This is a genomic window from Catenulispora pinisilvae (assembly GCF_015356865.1).
GTDB classification, from domain to species: domain Bacteria; phylum Actinomycetota; class Actinomycetes; order Streptomycetales; family Catenulisporaceae; genus Catenulispora; species Catenulispora pinisilvae.
Map to the genome: position 1 here is coordinate 1 of NZ_JAAFZA010000190.1, position 20,751 is coordinate 20,751.

Genomic DNA, 20,751 nt, shown 5'->3' on the forward strand with positions numbered 1-20,751 from the left:
CAACATCACCCCACCGCCCCACCCCACCAAACCAAACCAAAGCGGCCCCGACACGAGGACGTCGGGGCCGCGGTCTTGCCGAGCGGGCGGCAGCCAGCACTACCTCTTCGCGCGCACTGCCTCTTCGCCAGCCCTACCTCTTCGCCAGCAGCGCCTCGACCGCCGCGAGCCCGTCCGGTCCCAGGTCCCGCGTGAACTCGTTCACATACAGCCCGATGTGCTGCTGTGCGACCTCCGGGTCCATCTCCTGTGCGTGTGCCATCACGTACTCGTGCGAGGCCTTCGGGTCGGCCCAGGCGTGGTCCACCGAGGCCCGGATCAGGCCGCTGAGTTCGGTCAGTGCCGCCTCGCCCAGGTCCTTGCGGGCCACGATGGCGCCCAGCGGGATCGGTAGGCCGGTCTGTGCCTCCCACCACTGGCCGAGGTCGGTGTGGCAGGTCAGGCCGAAGTTCTGGTAGGTGAAGCGGGCTTCGTGGATCACCAGGCCGGCGGTCACCTCGCCGGCTGCGACCGCGGGCATGATCTCGTGGAACGGCAGTACCTTGATCTGCATTCCGTTCGGCACGTTCTGCTCGGCCCACAGCTCGAAGAGGCGGAAGGCGGTGGACAGCAGGCTGGGGACCGCGATCACGCCCCCGGCCAGTGCCTCGGCCGACACCGCGCCCTGTGACAGCACCAGGGGTCCGCAGCCGCGGCCCAGGGCGCCGCCGCAGTGCAGCAGTTCGTAGCGGTCCTGGATCAGGGGTAGGGCCGGGTAGGAGATCTTCAGGACGTCCGGGGCGTCCGCCTCCTGGACCCAGTAGTTGGTGACGTCGATGTCGGCGAAGGTCACGTCGAACGCCGGGGCGCCGGGGACCAGGCCGTGGGTGAGGGCGTGGAAGACGAACGTGTCGTTGGGACACGGGGAGTAGGCGATGGAGAGCTTTTCGGGCAGGACGTTCGTGGGCGCGCCGACGGCAGCGCCGGACCCGGGGTCAGTGGCAGCCATATCGCTGATTATGCGACGCCCGGCGCCTGGAGGGCGGCCAGGGTCTGGCCGACGGTGGCCAGGACGTCCATGGCTTCACCGATCCGCCACGAATCGCGGTCGCGGGGGCCGACCACGTTGGAGATCGCGCGGATCTCCACGAACGGCAGTTCGGCCATCGTCGCCGCGCTGGCCACGCCGTAGCCCTCCATGCCCTCGGCCGCCGCGTCCGGGTGCCGGGCCAGCAGTTCCGCGGTGCGCTCGGCGGTGCCGGTGACCGTGGTGGTGGTCAGCACGGCGCCGGTGACCACGTGCAGGCCGGCCTGGCTCAGTGCGGTGCGGATGCGGGCCGCCCAGTGCTCGTCGGGTTGCTCCACGTGCGGGGCGAAGCCCAGCTCCTCGATCGGCAGGAAGCCCTCGGGGGAGTCGGCGCCGAGGTCGGCCGCGACCACCCGGGTGGAGACCACCACCGAGCCGATCGGGGCGCGCGGGGCGAAGCCGCCGCCGATACCCACTGAGAGCGCCAGTTTGTAGGGCTCGGAGGCCAGGACCCAGGCGGCGCCGGTCGCCGCGGCGGCGGGCCCGGCGCCGGTGACTATCACCGTCAGGCCGTCGGCGCGCTGCTGGAGCGCGTCGCGCTCGGCCCCGACGGCCGTCGCCAGCAAGAACTCATACATTGGGTCACTCCCCGTCATCGGCGAATATGGATTGCGTGTCCGCCGTGCCGCACGCCGGGCGACGGCCCGGCGGCGGGCCGTGTTCGGCGAGCGCTCACGGTTGGTCAGACTCCCAAGCCCTGCGCAGGGTTGGGTGCCACGAACCGCAAATCCGACAGTGCCTTCAACGTCACCACGCAGACCGCCAGCAGGGCGATGGCCGCGACGATGAAGGCGAGGGTCCCGTTGCCGTTGCCCGGGTAGGACATCGCGATCCCCAAACCGCCGCCGACCACCCAGGCCAGCTGCATCAGTGTCTCAGATCGGGCGAAGGCCGACGTGCGGACCCGCTCCAGGGTGTCCCGCTGGAGCAGGGCGTCCAGCGACAGCTTGGCCAGCGCCGCGCTCATCGCCGCGACCGCCGCCACGGTGAGGACCGTGATCAGGCTGTAGTAGAAGGCGCAGGCCAGGACCGCTCCGGTGGTCAGGGCCAGCATCGTCGAGATCACGCCCTCCGGGGCGCGCGCCTTGAGCATCGAGCCCAGCGAGGTGCCCACGGCGTTGCCCACGGCCGCGGCGCCGGCGATCATGCCGATCGCGACCAGGTCCTTGTAGCCGGCCAGCGGGTGGTAGCGGACCAGGAACGCCATGAAGATGGTCAGGAAGCCGGAGAAGCAGCGGAAGGCGGCGTTGGCGCGCAGCGCCAGCAGCACCGCCGGCCCCACCGAGCGCAGCCGCAGGTTCGGCATGGTCTCCTCCAGGCGGGGGTCCATGTTCCGGTCCCTTTTCAGCAGCTGCGCCTTCTGCTCGCCCTCGGCCGAGTCCACGTGCGAGGGCAGCCGGATGGCCAGGTAGGCGCCGAAGGCGAAGACCAGCGCCGCGCCGACCAGGCAGTAGGCCGCGCCCAGCTTGACCAGCAGGCCGCCGATCGGGGCGAAGGCGAAGGTGGCGATGATGCTGGCCATCGAGGTGCGCGAGTTCGCCTTGATCAGCGTGCTCCCGTGCGGGACCAGGCGGGGGATCACCGCGCTGCGGGTCACGCCGTAGGCCTTGGAGGCGGCCAGACAGCCGAACGCCGCCGGATACAGGGCCAGGTTGGCGTCGCCGTTCACGGTGCGGGCCATGATCAGGGCCAGCACCAGCCGGGCGGCCATGGTCAGGGCCATCGCGATGCGCCGGCCGTGGCCGAACCGGTCCAGCAGCGGGCCGATCACCGGGGCCAGCAGCACGAACGGCACCATCGTGATCACCAGGTACAGCGCCACCTTGCCGCGCGCCTGCCCCGGCTGCACCCCGAAGAACACCGACTGCGCCAGGGCCAGGGTGATCAGCAGGTCGCCGGCGGTGTTCACGGCGTGCAGCTCGATCAGCCGGGACAGCCCGGACTCCCGGGCCCCGCCGGCCTCGGTGTATTTGCGGATCCGGTGGCCCAGGAAACCGCCGACCTTGCCCATGGCGCGGCCGGTGGCCTCGGTGCCCTCGCCGACCCGGCGCAGGATCCGCGCCGCCTCGGACTCCGGGCGGACCGGGGTCAGCATCTCTATGTCGGCCGCCGACAGCTCCGGCGCGACCTCGGCCAGGCCCGGCAGGGTCGCGGCCAGGTCGATGGCGGCGGTCGGCAGGTCGTCCGGACCGTGGATCGCAGTCGGCAGGTCGTCAGGACCGTGGATCGCGGTCGGCGTGCCGTCCGGGTCCTGGGTGGGCATGGTGCGGGTCGGGACCGGGTCGTGGTGGTTGCCGCGGGGCGCTGAGGAAGCTGAGGAACCGCCCGCGGGCAGCGTGTCGGCCAGCCCGGGGTCCGTACCCGGATCCGCTGCGCGCCGGGGCCGCTTGGGCGGCAGCGGCGGGGGCTGTGGGATCAACGGCCGGGTCCCCTCCGGGGCGTCGAACACCCGCGTCCGTTCCTCGCCGTCCCGATTCGGCGTCTGATCCTTGGCCACGCCCCTATCCTGCCCGGAAAAAGTGAACGTGGGGAGCCGATGATTCAATTGGGACCTCCCCGCGACCTCCTCAGAGCGGCCCGAATGCGCCGTCTGGAGAACCGCTGTCACACGAACCCCCCGGGATGGGGGAGAATCGAGGCGTGAACGCCGCGACCGCCACCCCAGCCCGCACCGCAGACAGCCGGCCGCGCGCACGCCAGCCGGTCCTAGACCAGGTCTGCGCCGACGCGGTCGACCTGGCCCTGGCCGCGGCCGAGGACGTGGCCGGCATCGGCGAGGTCGGCCGGCACGTCGGCATGCTCGCCGAAGGGGACCGGGTGGTGACCCACCTGTTCGAGTGCAAGGAGCGCGGCTACCGCGGCTGGAACTGGGCCGTGACCCTCACCCGCGCGCCGCGCACCAAGTTCGTCACCCTGGACGAGACCGTGCTGGTGGCCGGCGACCAGTCGGTACTGGCCCCGGACTGGGTGCCCTGGAACGAGCGCCTGCGCCCCGGCGACCTCGGCCCCGGCGACCTGCTCCCGGCCGACGAGGGCGACAACCGCCTGGTCCCGGCCTACACCGGCGCCGACGAGGAACGCCCGCAGGCCTACCGCGAGGCCACCCGCGACTCCCTGCCGCTGGTCGGCTACCAGCTGGGCCTGGGCCGGCCCCGGGTCCTGTCCCGCGAGGGCCGCGAGGACGCCGCCGAGCGCTGGCACGAGGGCGACTTCGGCCCGCACTCCCCGATGGCGCAGGCCGCCCCGGCCCGCTGCTCGGGCTGCGGGTTCCTGACCCCGCTGGCCGGGATGCTGGGCCAGGGCTTCGGCGTGTGCACGAACGAGATCGCGCCGAGCGACGGCCGCGTCGTGTCGCTGGACTACGGCTGCGGCGCGCACTCGGAGGCCGCGGTGGTGCCCGCCACGCATCCGACCTCCGAGCCGGTGGTCGACGAGTACGTGTACGACACCGTGACCTTCGGCGAGCGGGTGGTGGTGCCGGCCGACGAGGCTTCGCAGGCCGCTGCGGCCGCCGCCGCGGTCGCGGTGAGCGAGCAGGTCGCGGTGCGGGAGCCGGCTGAGGCGGCTAAGGCGGCCGACGCTGATGGCGTCGCCGAGGCCGCAGTCGCAGCCGAAGTCGAATCCGGCGCCGAAGCCGTGGCCCAGGCCGCCGCTGTGGAAGTGGAAGAGCCCGTCGATGAAAGCTGACCCGCGATGCGTGACATGTGAGCGCCACCTCCCCTGAGCCCGTCCTGCGGGTCCGGCACGACAGCTGGACCCGCTTGCTCTACCTCCAGCTCGGCGCCTTCGCCTTCTTCCTCTACGCCTTCAGCCCCTCGATCAACCTGCTCAAGGACGACCTCCACCTCTCCGCGAGCGTGGCCGGCCTGCACAGCACCTGCTACGCGATCGGCGTCACCGGCGGCAGCATGTCCGCCCCCTGGTACATCCGCCGGATGGGCGGCTCACGCCCCGCGCTGTGGTGGGGCCTGGTCGGCCTGTCGCTGTCGGTGGGCCTGTTCTGCGCCGTCCCGGCGCTGCCGGTAACGCTTCCGGCGGCGGCGATCTGCGGCGTCTTCGGGGCGCTGATGTGCATAGCCGTGCCTTCCGCACTGTCGCGCGCGCACGGCCCCGAATTCGGCCCGGCCGCCATCACCGAGGCGAACGCGGTCGCCGCCATCGTGGGCGTCGCGGCCCCGCTGGCGGTGGGCGGCGCGGCGGCGGCCGGACTCGGCTGGCGCACGGCGCTGCTGCTGGTCGCACCGCTGAGCGGGGTGTTGTATGTGGTGCTCGGACGGGTGCGGGAGCCGGATTGGCTGGCTGCGGGGGAGGAGCCACCGGTCGCGGTCGGCGAGGCGGTGGAGGCGTACGGGCTCGGGTCGGTAGCCGAGCTGGAGCCGGTGGATGCTGCGGTGGCGTGGTCCGGCTCGGGCGAAGGCAGTCGGGAGGCGGCCGCCAACCAGATGGTTGCTGGTTCCCGGGCCAAGGCCGAGCTGCCGGTGTCAGAATTCGCAGCCGATCAGCCAGGCTCAAGCAGCAATGTCAGCAACAGCAGCAACACCAGCAGCCCCCTGATCCCAGCTCCGCGCAGCGCCGCGGATGCCGAGTCGCCATCAGCACCCCCGGCGACCTTCCGCAGCCTCCCCCGCCGCTTCTGGCTCAACCAGGTCGCGGGCGTGTGCGCCGGCGCCATCGAGTTCTGCCTCACCCTCTGGTGCGCGACCCTCCTCCAGGACCGCGCCCACCTCTCGGCCGGCGTCGCCGCGACCGGTGTCACCGCGGTCGTCGCCGGTATGGCTATCGGCCGAGCGGCCGGCGGGCGGTTGGCGCTACGGGTGCCGATCGATCGGCTGATCCTCGCCGCGTTCGGGACCAACCTGGTGGGCTTCGGGCTCTTCTGGGCCACCTCGAACCCGGTGCTGATGTTCGGCGGGCTGGCGGTGGCCGGTCTCGGCGTGTCGTTGCAGTACCCGCTGATATCGGCGCGCGGTATCGAGATGTCCGGCGGGCACGCGGAGCTGGCCGGTGCGGTGAACATGTTCGGGAGCGGGCTGGCGGCCGGGACGGCGCCGTTCGTGCTGGGGTTCCTGTCCGACCGGGTCGGCATCCACACCGCGTACTTGCTGCTGCCGGGTTTCATCGTGGCGGCGGTGGTGGCCGTCGTGGTTTCCGGGCGGCGGGGTGTGGCGTCGGGCACCATTTCGGCATGACCTACTTCCCCGACCTGTCGCCCTACGACTATCTGCCGGACACCGTCCCGGCGGGCGTCGAAGTCCTCGCGGTCGGCTGGCTTGACCCCGGCCACGACTTCCCGACCGCGGCTGACGATCCGGACCCGGTCTTCTGGCGCAACCTGATCACGCTGGCCGCCGATCACTTCGCCGCCGCCACCCGCGGCGTCCACGGCTGCCGCTTCGGGCACCTGATCGAGGCCGACTACCAGTACAACGCCGTCTACGGCACCCGCGTCCTGTTCCTGGGCCACGCCGAGATCCGCGTCGTGACCCCCGACGGCCGCTGGCTCAGTGCCCCGACCCTGGTCGTGCACTACATCCGGGACCACGGGTACCGGCCGCCGGCCGAGTTCGTCGAGGCCGTGACCGCGATGCGGGTCGCGCCGGATGACGGCGGCCACCGCGATGGCGGTGCCGGCGCGCGGATCTGAGACCATGGCGGCATGAGCGCGCATCCGTACGAGCCCCCCGAGACCCAGTCCCAGCACCTGTTCGACCGGGCGCGGGCGGTCACGCCCGGGGGCGTGAACTCTCCGGTGCGCGCGTTCGGTGCGGTCGGCGGTACGCCGCGGTTCATCGCCTCCGGCGAGGGTGCCTATATGACCGACGTCGACGGCAACCGCTACGTCGACATGGTCTGCTCCTGGGGCCCGCTGATCCTCGGCCACAACCACCCGGCGGTGCTGGAGGCCGCGACCAAGGCGCTGCGCGGCGGGGCCAGCTACGGCGCGCCGTCGCCCGGCGAGGTCGAGCTGGCCGAGGAGATGGTGGCCCGGATCGCGCCGCTGGAGCAGGTCCGGCTGGTCTGCTCCGGGACCGAGGCCACCATGAGCGCGATCCGGCTGGCCCGGGGGTTCACCGGCCGGACCAAGATCGTGAAGTTCGCCGGCTGCTATCACGGGCACGTCGACTCGTTGCTGGCCGCGGCCGGCTCCGGGGTCGCCACCTTCGCGCTGCCCGACACCCCCGGTGTGACCGGGGCGCAGGCCGGCGACACGATCGTGCTGCCCTACAACGACCCCGAGGCGGTCAAGGCCGCGTTCGCCGCGCACGGCCCGGAGATCGCCTGCCTGATCACCGAGGCGGCGGCCGGCAACATGGGCATCGTCCCGCCGGAGCCCGGTTTCAACCAGTTCCTGGCGGACACCTGCGAGGCACATGGCGCGCTGTTCATCTCCGACGAGGTGATGACCGGCTTCCGGGCCTCGCGCGAGGGCATGTACGGCATCGACGGCGTGGTCCCGGACCTGATGACCTTCGGCAAGGTGATGGGCGGGGGCTTCCCGGCGGCGGCGTTCGGCGGCCGCGCCGACGTCATGCAGCACCTGGCCCCGGTCGGCCCGGTCTACCAGGCCGGCACCCTGTCCGGGAACCCGGTCGCGACCGCCGCGGGCCTGGCCACGCTCCGGAACTGCACCCCCGACGTCTACAGCCACCTGGACGCCACCGCGCACCAGATCGCCGATCTCACCTCCGAGGCGCTGGCCAAGGAGGGCGTCCCGCACACCGTCCAGTTCGTGGGCACCATGTTCTCCGTGCAGTTCCGCGGCGAGCCGGTGAAGAACTACGAGGACGCCAAGCAGCAGGACACGAAGGCCTACGCCGAGTTCTTCCACACCATGCTGAACCACGGCGTCTACCTGCCGCCGAGCGCTTTCGAGACCTGGTTCGTCTCGGCCGCGCACGACGCCGCCGCCGTGGAGACCATCGCGGCGGCCCTGCCGTACGCGGCCCAGGCCGCGGCCGCCGCCGAGAAGTCCTGAACGTCCGGCGATCGTCCCCGATCGCCGGCGGCTGGGCTGGTTGTCACCCCCGATACCGATCGCCCGTCCCCGATCCTTTGCGAGAGGACCCCACAAGTCATGGCCGAGACCAAGACCGTCGTCCACCTGATGCGGCACGGCGAGGTCCACAACCCGGACGGCGTCCTGTACGGCCGCCTGCCCGGTTTCCGCCTGTCCGACCTCGGCGTCAAGATGGCCGAGCGGGTCGCCGACCACCTGGCCGACCACGACATCAAGGCGGTCGTGGCCTCCCCGTTGCAGCGCGCGCAGGAGACCGCGGCGCCCATCGCGGCCCGGCACGATTTGGAGACCGGCACCGACGAGCGGCTGATCGAGGCGGCGAACTTCTTCGAGGGCAGGAAGTTCTCGGTCGGGGACGGCGTGCTCAAGCGCCCCTCGGTCTGGTTCAAGCTGTGGAACCCCTTCAAGCCGTCCTGGGGCGAGCCGTACAAGGAGCAGGTCGTGCGCATGCACGCGGCCCTGATCGACGCCGCGAAGCTGGCGCCCGGCCACGAGGTGGTGTGCGTGAGCCACCAGCTGCCGATCTGGATCAGCCGGCTGGCCGCCGAGCACCGCTCGTTCCTGCACGACCCGCGCAAGCGGCAGTGCACGCTGGCCTCGCTGACCTCCTTCGAGATCACCGACGGCCGGATCACCGCGGTCCGGTACAGCGAGCCGGCCAAGGATCTGCTGCCGGTGAAGAACTCGAAGAAGTTCGTCGCGGGCGCGTAGCGCGTAGCGGTTCTGAGAACCCTGTCACCCGGCACGCGGCGCTATACGGCGCTATACGGAGTAGCCCGTGTAGTCCGTATAGCGCCGTCAGCGATGGCGCGCCGGGCCGTTGCACAGGGTCCGCCGGCCTGGGCGGAGCGCGACGCTTCGTCCGATTCGGGGACCCTGCCGCAGCAGCGCGGGGGGCGCATGCGAAACTTTTCACATGCTGCGCAGGACGGATAGAACACGCAGGTCGGCCGCCGTCGCGGTGGTGACCGCCGCCGCACTGGCCTTCGGCCTGGCCGGCTGCGGTGGATCCAGCTCGAAGAACAAGGACGGTCTGGGTACCGCCGCCGCGTTCTCCGTCAGCGACCGCAAGCCGTTCCCGATGCTGTCCGGGAGCACGCTCGACGGTTCCAAGCTCGATATGAACTCGTTCAAGGGCAAGGTCATCGTCGTGAACATCTGGGGCTCGTGGTGCGATCCCTGCCAGGCCGAGGCGCCGTATCTGGAGCACGCCGACGAGGTCTACAAGGACAAGGGCGTGCAGTTCGTGGGCATCGACACCCGCGACAACACCGGGCAGGCCCAGGCGTTCGTGCAGGCCAAGCAGATCAGCTACCCGAACCTGGTCGACGGGGACAGCGAGTCGCTGCTCACCAAGCTGGCCGGGATCACCTCGCTGAGCTCGGTGCCGTCCACGCTGATCATCGACCAGAAGGGCGACCTGGCCTGGCGGGCGCTGCGCCCGGTGACCTTCACCGACCTGTCGGCCGCCCTCGATACCGTGCTGTCGGGGAAGTGAGCCCTCGACGATGAGCGCCACCGCCGCCGTTCTCACGCATCTGGCCTCCAGCTACACCTCCACCGAGACCCAGGTGGAGGACGGCAGCTTCCTGGTGGCCGTGCCGATCGCGCTGGCGGCCGGTCTCATCTCGTTCCTGTCGCCGTGCGTGCTGCCGCTGGTCCCCGGCTACCTCTCCTATGTCACCGGCCTGACCGGTGTGGACCTCGGCGACCAGACGCTGGACGAAGCGGCGCGGGCCAAGCGCGGCCGGATGATCGCCGGGGCGCTGCTGTTCGTGCTCGGGTTCAGCATCGTGTTCGTGCTGCTGGAGTCGCTGGCCGGCTGGAGCGGCGGGTTCCTGATCACCCACAAGCGCACCATCCAGATCGTGCTGGGCAGCATCACGATACTGATGGGCCTGTCGTTCGCCGGCGTGGTGCCGGGCGCGATCAGCCGGGTGTTCAACCGCGAGGCCCGGTTCCACAAGGACCCGCGGGTCGGCCTGGCCGGCGCGCCGCTGCTGGGGATCCTGTTCGGGCTGGGCTGGACCCCGTGCATGGGGCCGACGCTGTCCGCGGTGTCGTCACTGTCCATCGACTCCGGGAACGCCGGTCGTTCGGTTCTCATCGGGGTGGCGTACTGTCTGGGGCTGGGTCTCCCGTTCGTCCTCACCGCGATCGCGTTCCGCAAAGCGATGGGGGCGTTCGGCTATGTGAAGCGCCACTATCAGGCCGTGATGCGGATCGGCGGCGGACTGCTCGTCGTGATCGGCGTCCTGTTGGTGACCGGTGAGTGGGACCACATGGTGACCTGGCTCCAGGGCCAGACACCCGGTTTCCAGTCCCCGATCTAAATAGAACGAGACGTATTCGATGGCATCGCCCACAGAAGAGATGGACGCGGCAAGCCTCACGACGGCGCCGCGGGAAGACACCGGCACCGGTTCCGTCACGCTGCCCCGGCTGAGTTCGTGGGAGATGCTGCGCTGGGCGTGGCGGCAGCTGACGTCGATGCGGGTGGCGTTGATCCTGCTGTTCCTGTTGTCGCTGGCGGCGATCCCCGGATCGCTGCTGCCGCAGCGCAGCCCCAACACCGACCCGACGCTGGTGACGGTCTGGATCGCCAAGCACAAGACGTTCGGTCCGCTGCTGGACCACATGCAGTTCTTCACCGTCTACAAGTCGGTGTGGTTCTCCTCGATCTACCTGCTGCTGTTCATCTCACTGATCGGTTGCATCCTGCCGCGCACTTGGCAGCATGTGAAGGTGCTGCGCAAGCCGCCGCCGGCCGCTCCGCGGAACCTGGCGCGGATGCCGACTCACTTCCGCTTCAGCGACGGCTCCGGCGCCTCTGTAGAGGACCGGCTCGGTGCCGCGGAGGCGGCGCTGAAGAAGAAGCGGTTCCGCGTGGTGCGCGGAGTGGACGCCGACGGCGGCGGGTGGGTCTCCGGGGAGAAGGGCTACCTGCGCGAGGCCGGGAACCTGATCTTCCACCTGTCCCTGGTGGGGATCCTGGCCGGGTTCGCGATCAAGGGGTACTACGGCTACCAGGCCAAGGTCGTGATCAGCGAGGGTGGCGGGTTCACCAACATCGCGATGTATTACGACGACCACTCCTTCGGCGGCGGTGTGGACCCCAACAAGGTGCCGCCGTTCGGGCTCACGCTGCAAAAGTTCACCGCGACCTACGAGCCGAACCACAACGCCCCGGACTACGGCCAGGCGCGGGACTTCACCGCGGACGTCATGTACACCCCCTCGCCGACGTCGCCGTCGAAGAAGGCGGTCGTGAAGGAGAACAGCCCGCTGAACGTGGACGGCGTGAGCGTCTACCTGAGCAGCCACGGCTACTCGCCGGTCATCACGGTGCGGGACAAGACCGGCAAGGCGATCGTGGACCACCAGCCGGTGGAGTTCTTCGACTCCGGGGCGATGGGCGTGGGGTCCGGCATCTACAAGGTCAAGAACGGCTACACCGACCAGTTCGGCAGCCCGCAGGACCTGGGACTGTCCGGCATCTTCATCCCGGACTACCCGGGCGAGATGGTCCCGGGCCTGGGCGCGGTGTCGCTGTTCCCGACGGCCTCGAACCCGGCGCTGGTGCTCAGCGCCTACACCGGGAACCTGGGGCCGAACCCGGGTGTGTACACCATGGACGTCAGCCGGGCGCAGCGCGTGAAGCTGCCGAACTCGGTGGACCCGACGAACCCGGCGGTGGTGCTCACCTTGCAGCCGGGCAAGAACACGGTCGCCCTGCCCAACGGGACCGGGACGATCGAGTTCGACGGGGTGGTGCAGTGGGCGCAGTTCGACCTCAACCACGACCCGTCGAAGATGCTGGTGTTCGTCTCGGCGATCGGCATCATCGCCGGTCTGCTGGGCTCGCTGGGGATCCGGCGCCGCCGGGTGTTCGTGCGGGTGAAGCCGGCGGCGGCGGGCCAGGAGGCGCTGCGGGTCGAAGTGGCCGGGCTGGCGCGGGCTGAGGACTCGCGCCTGCGCGAGGAGGTAAGAGGCGTGGGCAGGGGTCTGCGTCCGTCGAAGGCGGGAGCTCAGAAGTGATCAACGAGTCGTTGGCGCGGTTCTCGAACTACGCCATCTACGGCGCGATGTTCGTGTACCTCATCGCGTTCTTGGCCTATACGGCCGAGTGGGTCTTCGGACGGAAGTCGACGTTCGTGGTGGAGACCGCGGCCGCCGCGAAGGTGCCGGCGCAGGCCCAGACCGAGGCGCTGGTCGCGGTCGGCGGCAAGGGCGCCTCGGCGCCGGAGGACCTGTCGGGGCTGGACGACCTCGACGACCTCGACGACCTGGACGATCTCGACGACCTGCCGACCGTGGAGGAGCCGACCCAGGCGATCGACGGCGGCAACCTGCGCGCCATCACCGCCGGCGGCATCGCGGTCAGCACCACGGTGCTGGGCCTGGTGCTGCACATCACCGGCGTGGTCTGCCGCGGGCTGGCCGCGCACCGGGTGCCGTGGGGCAACCTGTACGAGTTCACCATCGCCGGCTCGGCCGTCGCCATGGCGCTCTACGTCGGGCTCCTGTTCCGCAAGAACGCGCGCTGGCTGGGCGTGTTCGTCACCGGCGTCATCGTCGCCATCCTCGGGGTGGCGATGGAGGTCCTGTACAAGGACGCCGAACAGCTGGTGCCGGCGCTGCACTCGCCGTGGCTGATCGTGCATGTCGCGGCCGCGGTCCTGTGCTCGGGGATGTTCACGGTGGCGACGGTCGCGACGATCCTGTACCTGGTCAAGTCCCACTACGAGACGAAGGCGAAGCTGGGCACCGCCAAGCCGAACTCGATGTGGCAGCGCGTGCCGTCGGCGATGAAGCTGGACCTGACGGCGTACCGGATCCTGGCGTTCTCGTTCCCGATCTGGACGTTCACGGTCGTCGCCGGCTCGATCTGGGCCGAGCACGCGTGGGGCCGCTACTGGGGCTGGGACCCGACCGAGACGTGGGCGTTCATCACGTGGGTGGTGTACGCGGCCTACCTGCACGCGCGTGCCACGCGCGGCTGGAAGGGGCGCAAGGCCGCGGTCATCGCGCTGGTCGGCTACGGCTGCTTCATCTTCAACTACTTCGTGGTGTCGATCTTCGTGAACGGACTGCACTCCTACGCCGGGGTGAAGTAGCCTGACAAAGTAGTGGCGAAGCGCGGCGCTGGGCGGTTGCTCGGCGCCGCTGGCGTTGAGGCGGGGAGCTGCCAGGAACACGGGGAGGCACCACCATGACCATGACCGCGCCGGAGGCTGGTTACGGACTCCCGGCCCGGCCCGGGCGGTCCAGGCGTCGGAACGCGGCCATCAGTGCGGGGCTCGGCGTGGCGCTCGTAGCTGTCATCGCGGGCGGTTTCGGCGCGGTGGCCCTGTGGAACGCCCACTGGCACAAGGGCCCTGCCATCGACCGGTGCGAAGCCGACGTACGTGACACCATCAAACTCAAACTGCAAGCGTTCGGACTGTCCGCGTCGACCGTCGCCGATATCGCCGAGCAGGCCCGCATCACCGGTTTGTCCGCGCAGAAGACGGTACTCACCCAGGACACCGCCGGAGCGGTGTATGACGACCCCGGCTCCAGCGTGCTGACCGTTTGGGAGGTCCATGGGAACGTGGCGATCGCGAATCTTCCCGCATCGGCCACGGATCTGGGCCCGAAGGACCAGCTGGACTGCACGGCGGTGGTTTTCAAGGACGGCAAGATCGTCCCCGAGGCGACCTCGGTGGACCCGCCCTACCAGCCTTAGCCTTCCGCCTACTTGAAGTTCACCGTGATCGTCCCGGTGAACCCCAGCGTGTGCAGGAAGCCTTGCAGCATCGTCGTGGTGTCCTTCTCCGCGATCGGCACCAGCTGGCTCTTCGCGGCCGCGCCGTCGATCTGCTTGGTGGCCTCCACCAGCAGCGGTTGGACCTGGTTCGGGTCGTTGTTGAAGAGCCGGTCGAACACGCCCTCCTGCTGCCCGATGATGTACGACTTGTGCACGTCCAGCGCCGTCGGGTCGAGCACCGGCTTGGGCAGCGTGATGGTCGCCGACAGCCGGTCGGAGGAGACGATGACGTGCTTGGTGTCCAGGTTGCTGAAGTCCACGAAGGCGTTGACGGTGCCGTCGCCGAGGAAGAACGTGTCGCTGCCGGCCAGGAACGAGGGCAGCCACGAGGAGTTCTGCACCTCGGTCACGACCTGGAACTCACCGCTGGCCGCCTCGAACCGTTTGAGTTCGGTGATCGATTTCAACAGCACCGGGCTGCTGCGGGTGGTGGTGGTCTCGCCGAACGGGTTGCTGAAGTGCAGCAAGTTCGTCAGCGATCCCAGGAATCCGAGGACCACGACGCCGGCCACCGCGATCACACCCCAGCGCAGAATGCCTGATCGTCGGCCCGCGCTCTCGGTGCGGACGATGATGCGGGTCTCCCCGTTCTGCGAGCCTTCTTCGACAGGCTCATCCTTAGCCGCCACGGGCACCCCCTATCGCAGTTATCTTATGACCTATGGCGGCGATCCGTGTGCGGGTTGAGAGGCGTGGTGGGGACCGTGAGCGGCGCGAACGTCGGTCGGGACGGGCCGGGTGTTTATGGTTCGCCCTGATCTTCCTCATCGTGATGCTGTTGTTGTCCCTGATGTTCGGCGGGTTCCATAAAGGCCATCTCCATCCGAATGGGTTGCCGCCGCGGTCTGTGGTGCCCTGTGTCGGGGATTGCCCGCATCCGGGCTCCAGCGATCTGAGAGCATGAAGGTGTGAGACCCAAGCCGCGTCGTCAGCCCCACCACTCCTCGCGTCCCGGCGTGCCCAATCGGCGGGCGCATCCGCCCTCGCCGGCCCGGCATCCGGAGCTGCCGCCGGAGTTCGGGCAGCTCTTCGACGCGCTGGACGAGGTCTACGGGGACCCGCGGACGGTCCGGACGCCGTTGGACGCCGAGCTGTGGGCCTCGGCGTTCCTGGGCGGGCTGTGGACCGCGGCGTTACAGCAGGACGACGAGCCCGAGGGCGCCGAGCTGGGCCTGGTCGAGGTGCTGGAGCTGGTCGGGTCGCCGCGGACCCAGGCCGTGCTGTGCGCGCTGGCGTCGGTGGCCTCGCCGCAGGTGGCCGCGCGGGCCGGGCAGGCCTCGGAGCGCTTGTTCCGCAAGGGCGTGCGGCGTCCGGAGTGGTACGGGGCCGCGCTGCAACAGGTCGAGTTCCTGGAGGCCTGGTCGGTCTCCGACGTGTTCGCCGACGGCGAGTTGCTGATCGCGGCCTTCAAGCGCGGCAAGGACCGGTACGCGTTCACCGCGACCGTGGCCAACAACGCGCAGGGCACCGTGGTCGAGGTCCTGCTGGTGGACCCGGTGGACCTGCCGGACATCCTGGGCGAGATCCGCGCGGAGTTCTCCGAGGGGCCCGAGGGCGTGTTCTCGCTGGACCGGCTGGAGGCCGCAGAACTGCGCCGGCGGCTGGAGCCCGCGGTGCGCGAGACGCTGGTCGACGACGATGAGGACGAGGACGAGTACGCCGAGGACGGTCTGGACGAGCTGGACGAGGAGTTCGAGCAGGACGCCGGGATCGAGGCGGCGACCGTGGACGAGGCGTTCGCCGAGCTGGACGCCTTGGCGGCGTTGGAGAACACCGAGCCGCAGGCTTCCGAGGACGGCGAGGGCCACGAGGAGTTCGAGGAGGACGAGGACGACGAGGAGGGCGACGACTTCGCGGCCCTGCGCGCGCTGATGCTCTCCCGGCTGGCCGTCCTGCCCGAGCCCGCCGAACTGCCCGGCGGCGCCGACTTCGGCTACGACCTGGACGACCTGCCCGCCCTGCTCGACGAGTTCGCCGCCGGCGAGGACGCCCGCGGGCTGCCGCATCCGGCGATCGTCCGGGAGTGGGGCGAGGTGTTCGCCCGGCTCGGGCTCACCGAGTTCGCCGGCGACCCGCCGCTGTTCGGGCCGGAGAAGTTCGACACCTTGATCAACGTCCTGATCCCGGCCCGGGTGAACGCCGACGACGCGCAGTTGGAGCTGCTGGAGCCGGCCGCGCTGGCCTGGGCCCGGTGGTCGACGCGCCGGGTCGGACTGGCCGAGCCGATCGGGGACTACCTGGTCGAGGCGGTCGGGGAGAGCTTCGAGGACTTCGCGCACTCGTACTCCGACCCGGTGTTCACCATGGACCGGCACATGTTCGGGTTCACGATGCAGTCCTCGAGCTGAGCCGATCCCGGCCGGCTCGGTTCCCGGCCCCGTCGGTTCGCGGCCAGCTTGGTTCCTGGTCGGCTCAGTTCTCCGGCCGGTCCTTCTTCAGCTGCTCACCGAGCTGCTGTAGGAACTCCGGGTCGTCGTCGGGCGCCACGGCCCAGGTGCTCGGCGCCGTGCCGGCGCGGGTCCGCCCGTCCGGGGTGTCGACGATCCGCGGCCGGGCCTGGTGCGAGCCGCCGCGGCCCAGCGAGGCGAACAACCCCGGATGCGCGTCGGTGGCGCGGCGTCTGGGATCGCGCGGCTGCGCGGTCCGGCCGGCGAAAATCCACAGCAGGGCGCCGACGTACGGCACCACGATCAGGATCGCCCACACCGGTTTGGGCAGGAACCGGACCCAGGGGCGCGGAGTGAGCAGACAGTCGACCCAGGCGAAGATGGCCAGTGCGATCGGCACCAGCCACTGGACCACGAAACGGAGCAACGCCCAGCCTCCCGGGGACTCGTGGGTTTTCTGTATTCAACAGTAACCGCGTTGCCTTCACTACGGGACCGGTACCGGGCTCTTCCTGGCTCTGACACATACTGGTCACCATGGCCTACGACGATCTGCGCTCCTTCTTGAAGGCCCTCGAACGGCGGGGGCAGCTCAAGCGTGTCCGTGCGGAGGTCGACCCGCACCTGGAGGTCGGGGAGATCACCGACCGGGTGCAGAAGGCGCCCCGGGAGGACCGCCACGCGCCCATCGACAATGTCGCACTGTTGTTCGAGAACGTGCGCGGCGCGCGGACCCCGGACGGCAAGCCGATCCCGCTGGCCATGAACGTCTTCGGCACCGAGGAACGGCTCTGCCTGGCCCTGGGCTTGAAGAACCTGGACGAGATCGGTGAGCGGATCGGCGACCTGCTCAAGCCGGAACTGCCGCACGGGGTCTCGGGACTGCGCGACGCGCTCGGCAAGGCCGCGCAGCTGAAATCGGTGCCGCCCAAGCACGTGAAGAAGGCGCCGGTGCAGGAGGTCGTGCTCACCGGTGACGACGTGGACCTGGACCTGCTGCCGGCCCTGCACACCTGGCCCGAGGACGGCGGCTCGTTCTTCAACCTGGGCCTGACCCACACCAAGCACCCGGAGACCGGGTCGCGGAACCTGGGCCTGTACCGCTTGCAGCGCCAGGACAAGCGCACCATCTCCATGCACTGGCAGATCCACAAGGACTCCACCAACCACTACGCGGTCGCGCAGCGCCGGGGCGAGCGGCTGCCGGTCGCGGTGGCGTTCGGCTGCCCGCCGGCGGTCAGCTACGCCGCCACCGCGCCGCTGCCCTCGGACATCGACGAGTACTTGTTCGCCGGCTTCGTCCAGGGCAAGCGGGTCGAGCTGGTGGACTGCAAGACGGTGCCGTTGCAGGTGCCGGCGAACGCCGAGGTGGTGCTGGAGGGCTGGCTGGAGCCCGGGGTGACGCTGCCCGAGGGCCCGTTCGGCGACCACACCGGCTTCTACACGCCGGTCGAGCCGTTCCCGGCGCTGACCGTGACGGCGGTGACGATGCGCGAAGACCCGGTGTTCCAGTCGATCGCGGTCGGCCGGCCGCCGACCGAGGACGGTCCGCTGGGCCGGGCCACCGAGCGGTTCTTCCTGCCGCTGCTGAAGATCATCATCCCGGACCTGGTGGACTACGCGCTGCCGGAGGCCGGCGGGTTCCACAACTGCGCGATCGTCTCGATCGACAAGCGCTACCCCAAGCACGCGCAGAAGGTGATGCACGCGATCTGGGGCGCGCACCTGATGTCGCTGACCAAGCTGATCGTGGTGGTGGACGCCGACTGCGACGTGCACGACTACGCCGAGGTGGCCTGGCGGGCGTTCGGCAACGTGGACTACTCCCGGGACCTGACCGTGGTCGAGGGCGTCGTGGACCATCTGGATCACGCCTCCTACCAGCAGTTCTACGGTGGCAAGGCGGGGATCGACGCGACCCGTAAGCTGCCGGAGGAGGGGTACCACCGGGGCTGGCCCGAGATGATCACCTCCGACCCGATGACCGCCGCCAAGGTCGACCGCCGCTGGAAGGAATACGGCCTCTGATGTCCGCCGCCCCCGTGGAAGAACCCACCGGCACCGAACCGGCCGGCACCGAAGTGACCGGCACCACCCGCGAGGTCAACGAGGCCCCCGACAGCGCCCAGGGGCTGGTCGGCGGCACCCGGGCGTTCCTGCGCCTGGTGCTGATCGAGCACTCGGTGTTCGCGCTGCCCTTCGCCTACATCAGCGCGCTGTGGGCGATGTTCGAGACCAGCGGCCACGTCAGCTGGGCCAAGCTGGCGCTGATCACCGTCGCGATGGTCGGCGCCCGCACTTTCGCCATGGCGATGAACCGGATCATCGACCGGGAGATCGACGCCCGGAACCCGCGTACCCAGATGCGCGAGCTGGTGACCGGCGCGGTGTCGGTGAAGACGGCCTACCTCGGCTCCGCCGCGGCCCTGGTGGTGTTCCTGGCCGCGGCCGCCTCCCTGAACCGGCTCTCGCTCTACCTGGCCCCGCTCGCGGTCGTCCCGCTGGTGGTCTACCCCTACGGCAAGCGCTTCACGAACTACCCGCACGCCATCCTCGGCATCGCGCAGGCGATCGGCCCGATGGGCGCCTGGATCGGGGTGACCGGCCACTGGTCGTGGCAGGCGACGCTGCTGGGCCTGGCGGTCGGCTTCTGGATCGGCGGCTTCGACCTGATCTTCGCCTGCCAGGACGTGGCCGCCGACCGGGTGATCGGCGTCCGCTCGGTCCCGGCGCGGTTCGGCATCGCGGCCGCCCTGCGGGCCTCGGTGGCCACCCACGTGATCACCCTCGGCCTGCTGATCTGGTTCGGCGTGGCGGGGCACGGCGGGGTGCTGTGGTGGATCGGGATCGCCGTGGTGGCGGCGGCGTTCTGGTACGAGCACTCGTTGGTGAAGCCGGACGACCTGTCGAAGGTGAACCGGGCGTTCTTCACGACCAACGGGTTCGTCGGGATGTCGTTGTTCTGCTTCGCGCTGGTGGACCTGATCGTGCGCGGGCTGGGGGCTTGAGCGGTGTCGAGGGGGCTACCTCGGGTATACTTGAGGTATGACTACGACGACGATGAAGATCACCACGCGCAACCGGGACCGGCTGGCCGTCATAGCGTCGTCGGAGCTGAACGGGGCGAGCCTGGACAGTGCGCTGGATGTGCTGCTCTTCGAGCATGAGTCGTTCGCCGCCCTGGCCCGGCTCTCGCCCGGACAACTCGCGGAGATGCAGGCGGAGGCGGAGAACCTCGCCGAGGTGGATGTCGAGGTGCATGGGTGAGCCTTGTCGTCACGCCTTGGTCGGTCTGGTGGATGGATTTCGATCCCCAGGCTGGTCGGGAGCAGGCGGGACGGCGGCCGGCGATCGTCGTCGGTTCGAGGTTCGCGTGTACTCTCCCCAACGGCTTGGTCTTGGTCGTGCCCTGTACCAGCACTGATCGTGGGCTGCCGTTCCAGCCCGGGGTGATGCTCGACGGTCGCGCCGGTTTCGCCATGTGCGATCAGGTCAAGGCGCTGTCGCGAGGGCGGATCGTACGTCCGCATCGCGGCTTCCTGTCCGAGCCCGAGATCGGCAGAATCAAGTTCGCGCTACGCCGGATCCTCGACGTTTAGCCGCTCGACAATCCGACGGACAATGGATCAGTGACCACCACCCCCAGCACCCGCACCCCCTGGATCGTCGGCGTCTCCGGCGCCTCCGGCACCCCCTACGCCGCGGCGACCATCCGCGCGCTCCTCGAGGCCGGGGAGGCCGTGGATCTGGTGGTGAGCCGGGCGGCGCGGTTGACGGTGCTGGACGAGACCGGGATCTCGTTCCGGGACGCGCACTGGCGCGGGGATCTGGCGGCGTGGCTCGGGTGGGCCGGGGAGGACCCGCGGCTGGACGCGGTGCGGTACTGGCCGGCCGGCGACTTCGCGGCGGGGCCGTCGTCGGGGAGTTACCGGGCCAAGGGGATGGTGGTGGTGCCCGCCTCGACCGCGGCGGTCGCGGGGATCGCGTTGGGGCTGTCTAAGGACCTCTTGCAGCGGGCCGCCGATGTGAATCTCAAGGAGCGGCGGCCGGTCGTGGTCTGCGTCCGGGAGACGCCGCTGAACCGGGGGACCCTGCGGCATCTGGTCGAGCTGGACGAGGCCGGGGCCGTGGTGCTGCCGGCGGCGCCGGGGTTCTACGCCGGGCTGAAGGACGTGCAGCAGTTGGTGGACTTCGTCGCGGGCAAGATCCTGGACGTGCTCGGGGTGCCGCACACGCTCTTCGAGCGGTGGCGCGGTGAGCTGGGGTCGACGCGCTGAGTCCGAGGCCTGAGATGCGGGGTGTTCGGACGGTGCATAGACGTAAGCCCTCTCAGTAGCCTGCGCGCATGTTGCGTCCTGCAAGCTGTCCCAGACCGGCGGGTGTGAGTCCCGCCTGGGTAAGCACCGGAGCGCCCAGTAGCAGGCCCTGGTTCGTCGGAGAGATCTGGCGGGCTGAGCGGGGTGTCGAAAGC

Annotated in this window: 21 protein-coding genes; 16 read left to right on the plus strand and 5 right to left on the minus strand. The window is 70.1% G+C overall.

What is annotated here, in order from left to right; genetic code table 11:
• Positions 1-133 precede the first annotated feature (133 nt).
• From IZR01_RS36295 to IZR01_RS36305, 3 genes are all read right to left on the minus strand, one after another.
• Positions 134-988 carry a 1,4-dihydroxy-6-naphtoate synthase gene (locus tag IZR01_RS36295; protein WP_194893784.1) on the minus strand — a complete coding sequence of 285 codons (855 nt, stop codon included), beginning with the start codon at positions 986-988 and terminating at the stop codon, positions 134-136.
• 8 nt (positions 989-996) lie between these two features.
• A complete protein-coding gene (locus IZR01_RS36300) occupies positions 997-1,644 on the minus strand; it encodes a futalosine hydrolase (protein ID WP_194893785.1) in 648 nt (215 codons plus the stop codon).
• Between the two features lie 104 nt (positions 1,645-1,748).
• Positions 1,749-3,563: an MFS transporter gene (locus tag IZR01_RS36305; RefSeq protein WP_323746278.1), complete on the minus strand. Its 1,815-nt coding sequence runs from the start codon at positions 3,561-3,563 to the stop codon at positions 1,749-1,751.
• 125 nt (positions 3,564-3,688) lie between these two features.
• Here IZR01_RS36305 and IZR01_RS36310 point away from each other — a divergent pair, with 125 nt between their 5' ends.
• The 10 genes from IZR01_RS36310 to IZR01_RS36355 all read left to right on the plus strand — a co-directional run bounded on the left by IZR01_RS36310 (position 3,689) and on the right by IZR01_RS36355 (position 13,812).
• Positions 3,689-4,753 carry a DUF3027 domain-containing protein gene (locus tag IZR01_RS36310; RefSeq protein WP_267254943.1) on the plus strand — a complete coding sequence of 355 codons (1,065 nt, stop codon included), beginning with the start codon at positions 3,689-3,691 and terminating at the stop codon, positions 4,751-4,753.
• Between the two features lie 17 nt (positions 4,754-4,770).
• Positions 4,771-6,255 (plus strand): MFS transporter, encoded by a 1,485-nt coding sequence (locus tag IZR01_RS36315; RefSeq protein WP_194893786.1) that lies wholly within the window; start codon positions 4,771-4,773, stop codon positions 6,253-6,255.
• Positions 6,252-6,710, plus strand: a complete 459-nt coding sequence (locus tag IZR01_RS36320) for a DUF7919 family protein (RefSeq protein WP_194926488.1) — start codon at positions 6,252-6,254, stop codon at positions 6,708-6,710. Before IZR01_RS36315 ends, IZR01_RS36320 begins: the two co-directional genes overlap by 4 nt.
• Positions 6,711-6,722: 12 nt before the next feature.
• Positions 6,723-8,042, plus strand: a complete 1,320-nt coding sequence (gene hemL / locus IZR01_RS36325) for a glutamate-1-semialdehyde 2,1-aminomutase (protein ID WP_194926489.1) — start codon at positions 6,723-6,725, stop codon at positions 8,040-8,042.
• A 99-nt stretch (positions 8,043-8,141) separates the two neighbouring features.
• Positions 8,142-8,795 carry a histidine phosphatase family protein gene (locus IZR01_RS36330; RefSeq protein WP_194893789.1) on the plus strand — a complete coding sequence of 218 codons (654 nt, stop codon included), beginning with the start codon at positions 8,142-8,144 and terminating at the stop codon, positions 8,793-8,795.
• Between the two features lie 205 nt (positions 8,796-9,000).
• Positions 9,001-9,582 carry a TlpA family protein disulfide reductase gene (locus IZR01_RS36335; protein ID WP_194893790.1) on the plus strand — a complete coding sequence of 194 codons (582 nt, stop codon included), beginning with the start codon at positions 9,001-9,003 and terminating at the stop codon, positions 9,580-9,582.
• 10 nt (positions 9,583-9,592) lie between these two features.
• The gene (locus tag IZR01_RS36340) at positions 9,593-10,417 is read left to right on the plus strand and encodes a cytochrome c biogenesis CcdA family protein (RefSeq protein WP_194893791.1); all 825 of its coding nucleotides are present in this window, start codon (positions 9,593-9,595) and stop codon (positions 10,415-10,417) included.
• 19 nt (positions 10,418-10,436) lie between these two features.
• Positions 10,437-12,122 (plus strand): cytochrome c biogenesis protein ResB, encoded by a 1,686-nt coding sequence (gene resB, locus IZR01_RS36345; RefSeq protein WP_194893792.1) that lies wholly within the window; start codon positions 10,437-10,439, stop codon positions 12,120-12,122.
• Positions 12,119-13,201, plus strand: a complete 1,083-nt coding sequence (gene ccsB / locus IZR01_RS36350; RefSeq protein WP_323746280.1) for a c-type cytochrome biogenesis protein CcsB — start codon at positions 12,119-12,121, stop codon at positions 13,199-13,201. The genes resB and ccsB overlap by 4 nt, the downstream gene beginning before the upstream one ends.
• A gap of 95 nt (positions 13,202-13,296) precedes the next feature.
• Positions 13,297-13,812 (plus strand): hypothetical protein, encoded by a 516-nt coding sequence (locus IZR01_RS36355; protein WP_194893793.1) that lies wholly within the window; start codon positions 13,297-13,299, stop codon positions 13,810-13,812.
• A gap of 8 nt (positions 13,813-13,820) precedes the next feature.
• Here IZR01_RS36355 and IZR01_RS36360 read toward each other — a convergent pair whose 3' ends face one another.
• Positions 13,821-14,522, minus strand: coding sequence for a DUF4230 domain-containing protein (locus tag IZR01_RS36360; protein WP_323747197.1), 702 nt, complete (start codon positions 14,520-14,522; stop codon positions 13,821-13,823).
• A gap of 279 nt (positions 14,523-14,801) precedes the next feature.
• Between IZR01_RS36360 and IZR01_RS36365 the strand changes: the two genes are divergently transcribed.
• Entirely contained in the window at positions 14,802-16,241 is a 1,440-nt protein-coding gene (locus tag IZR01_RS36365) for a hypothetical protein (RefSeq protein ID WP_194893794.1), read from the plus strand.
• Positions 16,242-16,305: 64 nt separating this feature from the next.
• Here the strand turns inward: IZR01_RS36365 and IZR01_RS36370 are convergent, their stop codons facing one another.
• A complete protein-coding gene (locus tag IZR01_RS36370) occupies positions 16,306-16,707 on the minus strand; it encodes a PLDc N-terminal domain-containing protein (RefSeq protein ID WP_194893795.1) in 402 nt (133 codons plus the stop codon).
• 110 nt (positions 16,708-16,817) lie between these two features.
• On the opposite strand from IZR01_RS36370, the gene IZR01_RS36375 reads away from it, so the two are divergent.
• From IZR01_RS36375 to IZR01_RS36395, 5 genes are read left to right on the plus strand one after another with little or no spacing between them, the layout of a single operon-like run.
• Complete coding sequence (locus IZR01_RS36375; RefSeq protein WP_194893796.1) at positions 16,818-18,308, plus strand: menaquinone biosynthesis decarboxylase; 1,491 nt, start codon at positions 16,818-16,820, stop codon at positions 18,306-18,308.
• On the plus strand, positions 18,308-19,288 hold the full coding sequence (gene mqnP / locus IZR01_RS36380) for a menaquinone biosynthesis prenyltransferase MqnP (protein WP_228554451.1): 981 nt from the start codon (positions 18,308-18,310) through the stop codon (positions 19,286-19,288). The genes IZR01_RS36375 and mqnP overlap by 1 nt, the downstream gene beginning before the upstream one ends.
• A 37-nt stretch (positions 19,289-19,325) precedes the next feature.
• Positions 19,326-19,547, plus strand: coding sequence for a hypothetical protein (locus IZR01_RS36385; protein WP_194893797.1), 222 nt, complete (start codon positions 19,326-19,328; stop codon positions 19,545-19,547).
• Entirely contained in the window at positions 19,544-19,879 is a 336-nt protein-coding gene (locus tag IZR01_RS36390; RefSeq protein ID WP_323746282.1) for a type II toxin-antitoxin system PemK/MazF family toxin, read from the plus strand. Before IZR01_RS36385 ends, IZR01_RS36390 begins: the two co-directional genes overlap by 4 nt.
• Before the next feature lie 30 nt (positions 19,880-19,909).
• Entirely contained in the window at positions 19,910-20,557 is a 648-nt protein-coding gene (locus IZR01_RS36395) for a UbiX family flavin prenyltransferase (RefSeq protein ID WP_194893798.1), read from the plus strand.
• The last annotated feature ends 194 nt before the right edge of the window (positions 20,558-20,751 follow it).

Excerpts from the sequence above, each read along its gene's own strand:
- IZR01_RS36295 (WP_194893784.1), bottom strand. The coding sequence starts at position 988 with ATGGCTGCCACTGACCCCGGGTCCGGCGCTGCCGTCGGCGCGCCCACG.
- IZR01_RS36300 (WP_194893785.1), bottom strand. The coding sequence starts at position 1,644 with ATGTATGAGTTCTTGCTGGCGACGGCCGTCGGGGCCGAGCGCGACGCG.
- IZR01_RS36310 (WP_267254943.1), top strand. The coding sequence starts at position 3,689 with ATGGGGGAGAATCGAGGCGTGAACGCCGCGACCGCCACCCCAGCCCGC.
- IZR01_RS36320 (WP_194926488.1), top strand. The coding sequence starts at position 6,252 with ATGACCTACTTCCCCGACCTGTCGCCCTACGACTATCTGCCGGACACC.
- hemL (WP_194926489.1), top strand. The coding sequence starts at position 6,723 with ATGAGCGCGCATCCGTACGAGCCCCCCGAGACCCAGTCCCAGCACCTG.
- IZR01_RS36330 (WP_194893789.1), top strand. The coding sequence starts at position 8,142 with ATGGCCGAGACCAAGACCGTCGTCCACCTGATGCGGCACGGCGAGGTC.
- IZR01_RS36335 (WP_194893790.1), top strand. The coding sequence starts at position 9,001 with ATGCTGCGCAGGACGGATAGAACACGCAGGTCGGCCGCCGTCGCGGTG.
- IZR01_RS36340 (WP_194893791.1), top strand. The coding sequence starts at position 9,593 with ATGAGCGCCACCGCCGCCGTTCTCACGCATCTGGCCTCCAGCTACACC.
- resB (WP_194893792.1), top strand. The coding sequence starts at position 10,437 with ATGGCATCGCCCACAGAAGAGATGGACGCGGCAAGCCTCACGACGGCG.
- IZR01_RS36355 (WP_194893793.1), top strand. The coding sequence starts at position 13,297 with ATGACCATGACCGCGCCGGAGGCTGGTTACGGACTCCCGGCCCGGCCC.
- IZR01_RS36375 (WP_194893796.1), top strand. The coding sequence starts at position 16,818 with ATGGCCTACGACGATCTGCGCTCCTTCTTGAAGGCCCTCGAACGGCGG.
- mqnP (WP_228554451.1), top strand. The coding sequence starts at position 18,308 with ATGTCCGCCGCCCCCGTGGAAGAACCCACCGGCACCGAACCGGCCGGC.
- IZR01_RS36385 (WP_194893797.1), top strand. The coding sequence starts at position 19,326 with ATGACTACGACGACGATGAAGATCACCACGCGCAACCGGGACCGGCTG.